The sequence below is a fragment of the Caldisalinibacter kiritimatiensis genome, assembly GCF_000387765.1.
Taxonomy (GTDB): domain Bacteria; phylum Bacillota; class Clostridia; order Tissierellales; family Caldisalinibacteraceae; genus Caldisalinibacter; species Caldisalinibacter kiritimatiensis.
Genome location: NZ_ARZA01000068.1, coordinates 1 through 4,235 on the forward strand (window position 1 = coordinate 1; position 4,235 = coordinate 4,235).

A 4,235-nucleotide genomic window follows, 5' to 3' on the forward strand; every position below is an offset into this window, starting at 1 on the left:
TTCTTTATCAAGATTTACTAATCTATCTTGAATTTCAATAACTTCTTTATCTAGTCTATTAGTATCTTTTTCTAACATAATGATTTTTTCATTATTTAACCTTAAATTACTCTCTATTTTTTCTATATTATTTTGTGTGTTATACTTCAAGTTTTGAATATCTTCAATATTTTCGTCCATTTTTTCTATTTCTTTTTTTACTTCATTATATTTTTTCTCTAATTCATCTCTAGTATCCTCATAATTACTTAACTTTTCTGTTACACTTTTCTTTTTTTCATCTAATTCAGAAATCTGGTTTCTAAGTCTTTCAATCTCTCTAGCAAATAGATTTACTTCCACCTCTTTAAGTTTTTCTTTTAATTCTAAATATTTTTCTGCTTTATCTGATTGTTGTTTAAGCGGGTCAATTTGAGAATCTAATTCACTAATAATATCATTTATCCTAACTAAATTTTCCTTTGTTTTTTCTAACTTCTTCTCCGCTTCACCTTTCCTAGTTTTATATTTAACTATTCCTGCAGCTTCTTCAAAAATATTTCTTCTATCTTCTGATTTTGTACTTAATATCTCATCAATTCTACCTTGTCCAATAATAGAATAACCATCTTTTCCAACACCAGTATCCATAAATAGTTCTCTAATATCCTTTAATCTACATGAAGTCTTGTTGATATAATACTCACTTTCCCCTGACCTAAACATTCTCCTTGTAACACTAACTTCTGAATAATCTACAGGTAATTTCCCATCTTTATTGTCTAATACAAGAGTTACTTCTGCAAAACCTAAAGGTTTTCTTTTAGCTGTTCCAGCAAATATAACATCTTGCATTTTACTTCCTCTTAAAGTTTTTACACTTTGTTCTCCTAATACCCATCTAATAGCATCTGAAATATTACTTTTTCCACTACCATTTGGTCCTACTACAGCTGTTACACCTTTTTCAAAATCTATCTCTGTCTTATCGGCAAATGATTTAAAGCCTTGAACCTCTAACCGTTTCAGATACAATATTATCACCTCTAAATAATTAGTAGATTTGTGCTGATTTTATTTGCTACATAATAAAAGCTAAAAGGTTTCCATGTCAAGTGGAAACCCTAATTTAATTTAATAACCACATTTTGTTTTTACTTAATTAAATTCAACCTTTGGATTCCCTTATTTATATTCTACCTTACTTAGCAAATTCCTCTTTTCTAAATATAATTGTATATAGTCTTTAATTACTATATGGTCTTTTGCTTCATTCATATATATATTAATACAATCCTTATCAATCTCTTCAGAAATAACTTTAATATTGCTTATATTATATTTTTCTTTTATATATTTAATATTTTCCTTTTTCTGCCCTACAAAGGTAGATATCATTTTTTTGTTTATACCGATTACTATATCCTCACTATATACATTCTCAGAAAAATATTGATTTAAAACTTCTCTATAAACCCTTGATTCTACTAACTGTCTTATTGCTGGATGAAATGGTCCTGCAACAACATCACCATCTAATGTAATATTTTCAGAAGGCTGTAAACCTATTCTAATTACCGTAATACCATAATATTTAAAAAGCATTAATAATTCACTGCTTATATCTATTGCTTCATTAAGTGATAAAGGCTTATATTTACCATTGTCATTAAGCTTTTCTAAATAAGTATCCTTAACTACTAATGTCGGATATATCCTAACAAAATCCGGTTTAAGCTTTATTATTTCTATACCTGTATACAATGATTTTTCTTTATTATCTCCCGGTAATCCTAACATCATCTGTACTCCTAGGTTAAATTTATATTCTCTAATTAATTCCACTGCTTCCCGAACATGATTAGATGTATGTCCACGATTAGATTTTTTTAACACTCCCTCATCCATAGACTGCACACCTAATTCAATAGTATCTACTTGATATTTTTTAAGCAAAGATAATCTTTTATAGTCAATATAATCCGGTCTGGTAGACAACCTTATTCTGTCTATAAGGCCTTTGTTTTTATATCTATATGCAACCTCTAGGAGTTCCTCTTGAGTACCCATATCTATCGCAGTGAAACTTCCTCCATAAAAGGCAATCTCTAATTCTTCATTACAATCAGGAATAGTTCTTATATATTCTTTTACAGTTTCTTCTACGTTTTCCTTAGTAACATCAGTACTCAATCCTGTAATCTTTTTTTGATTACAAAATACACAGTCGAATGGACACCCTTTATGTGGAACAAAAACAGGTATTATTCTATATACATTACTCATTGACAACACCTAACTTTTCTAAAGCTTCTTTAGCTGCATTTTGTTCTGCTATCTTCTTGCTCTTTCCACTTCCTTTTCCTAACACATTATTTCCTACACTAACTTGTACATAGAATTTCTTATTATGGTCTGGCCCTTCTTCTTTGATAACTTTATATTTTATTTCTTCTTTAGTAGTTCTCTGTAAAAATTCTTGTAATTGTGTCTTATAGTCAGTAATTAAATTTCCTTCAACTGCTTTTTCAATAAAAATTGAAAGGTTATCTAAAACGAATTTTCTAGTACATTCTAATCCCCCATCTAAATATATAGATGCTATTAATGCCTCTAATGCATCAGCTAAAATAGAAACTCTTTCTCTTCCACCAGTAACTTCTTCTCCTTTTCCTAATAATAGATATTCGCCAAGACTTAACTTCTTAGCCACAGTTGCTAAAACTGTTTCGCATACAACCGTAGCTCTAAGTTTACTTAATTCTCCTTCTGGATAATTGGGATATTTATCAAATATATAATCACTTACGACAATACTTAAAACTGAATCACCTAAGAACTCAAGTCTTTCATTATATTTTATATTTAAATCCTTATGCTCATTAGCAAAGGAACTATGTGTCAAGGCTCTTATCAATATATCACTATCATTAAATGTATATTTAATTGATTTTTGTATCTTGCTTATTTTATGTTCTAATTCTTCTATGTGCTGTTTCATAGTTACCTCCAAATCTAATTTGTTTATTTATAATAATTCATTATATAGTTTACTATAATATTTAATACTCATGCAAATTATTTTATACTTTTCAATCCTTATATTCAGTAATACCTTTTGTCTAATTTAAACTTAACACAAATTTGCTTATAAAACCCGATTATAAACTTAAAAGGCTATTTGTATAAAACTATACAAATAGCCTTTTAACTAAAGATACTTTTTAAACACAACAGTAGCATTATGTCCACCAAAACCAAGAGAATTAGAAATAGCATAATTAATTTCATGCTCAATACCTTTATTAGGTACATAATCTAAATCACATTCTTCATCTCTAGTCTTATAATTAATCGTTGGTGGTATAAAATCATCATGTATTGCCAATGAACATACTGCTCCTTCTAATGCTCCTGCAGCACCTAATAGATGCCCAGTCATAGATTTAGTTGAACTTACTTTTAATTTATAAGCATTGTCTTTAAAAACTGTTTTAATAGCAGATGTTTCATTTTTATCATTGTAAAAAGTTGAAGTTCCATGGGCATTTATATAATTTACTTCTTCTGGTAAAACATTTGCATCTTCTAAAGCAAGTTTCATAGCTCTAGCTGCTCCTTCTCCATTTTCAGCTGGCGCCGTTATATGATAAGCATCAGAAGTCATTCCGTACCCTACAATTTCGCAGTATATTTTGGCTCCCCTATTTAAAGCATGTTCAAGCTCCTCTAGTATTAAAATAGCTGCTCCTTCTCCCATTACAAACCCATCTCTATCTTTATCAAAAGGCCTACTAGCCACTTGTGGATTTTCATTATTTGTGGACAGAGCCTTCATTGAAGAAAAGCCTGCTAGTGCTAACGGAGTGATAGCAGCTTCTGAACCTCCAGCTGCAATGATATCTGCATCTCCTCTTTGTATTACTTTAAAGCTATCACCTATAGCATTAGTAGAAGAAGCACATGCAGTAACTACTGTTTCATTTGCACCCTTTGCCCCTAATGTTATTGAAACCTGCCCTGCTGCTATATTTCCTATCATCATCGGGACGAAAAATGGACTCACTCTTTTAGGTCCTTTTTTTATCAATTTCTCCTTTTGCTTTTCTAACGTCTCTATTCCGCCTACTCCTGAACCTAAAATTACACCAAATCTTTCTTTATTTATTTTATCTATATCTAAGTCTGCATCTTTAACTGCCATTTTACTAGCAGCTACTGCAAACTGAGTAAATCTATCCATTCTCTTTGCTTCT

At 30.0% G+C, this 4,235-nt stretch carries 4 protein-coding genes; all 4 read right to left on the reverse strand.

Annotated features, from left to right (window positions below; all coding sequences use genetic code 11):
* Nucleotides 1-1,014: chromosome segregation SMC family protein (locus L21TH_RS03395; protein WP_034429204.1), on the reverse strand; the 1,014-nt coding region annotated here is incomplete at its 3' end.
* 150 nt (nucleotides 1,015-1,164) lie between these two features.
* Nucleotides 1,165-2,265, reverse strand: coding sequence for an elongator complex protein 3 (locus tag L21TH_RS03400; RefSeq protein WP_006308993.1), 1,101 nt, complete (start codon nucleotides 2,263-2,265; stop codon nucleotides 1,165-1,167).
* A complete protein-coding gene (rnc, locus tag L21TH_RS03405; protein WP_006308995.1) occupies nucleotides 2,258-2,980 on the reverse strand; it encodes a ribonuclease III in 723 nt (240 codons plus the stop codon). Before rnc ends, L21TH_RS03400 begins: the two co-directional genes overlap by 8 nt.
* Nucleotides 2,981-3,190: 210 nt before the next feature.
* The coding region (gene fabF / locus L21TH_RS03410) for a beta-ketoacyl-ACP synthase II (protein WP_034429206.1) at nucleotides 3,191-4,235 on the reverse strand (1,045 nt) is incomplete at its 5' end.

Bases quoted from the DNA above. Each gene is read 5' to 3' on its own strand.
- L21TH_RS03400 (WP_006308993.1), bottom strand. From the start codon at position 2,265: ATGAGTAATGTATATAGAATAATACCTGTTTTTGTTCCACATAAAGGG.
- rnc (WP_006308995.1), bottom strand. From the start codon at position 2,980: ATGAAACAGCACATAGAAGAATTAGAACATAAAATAAGCAAGATACAA.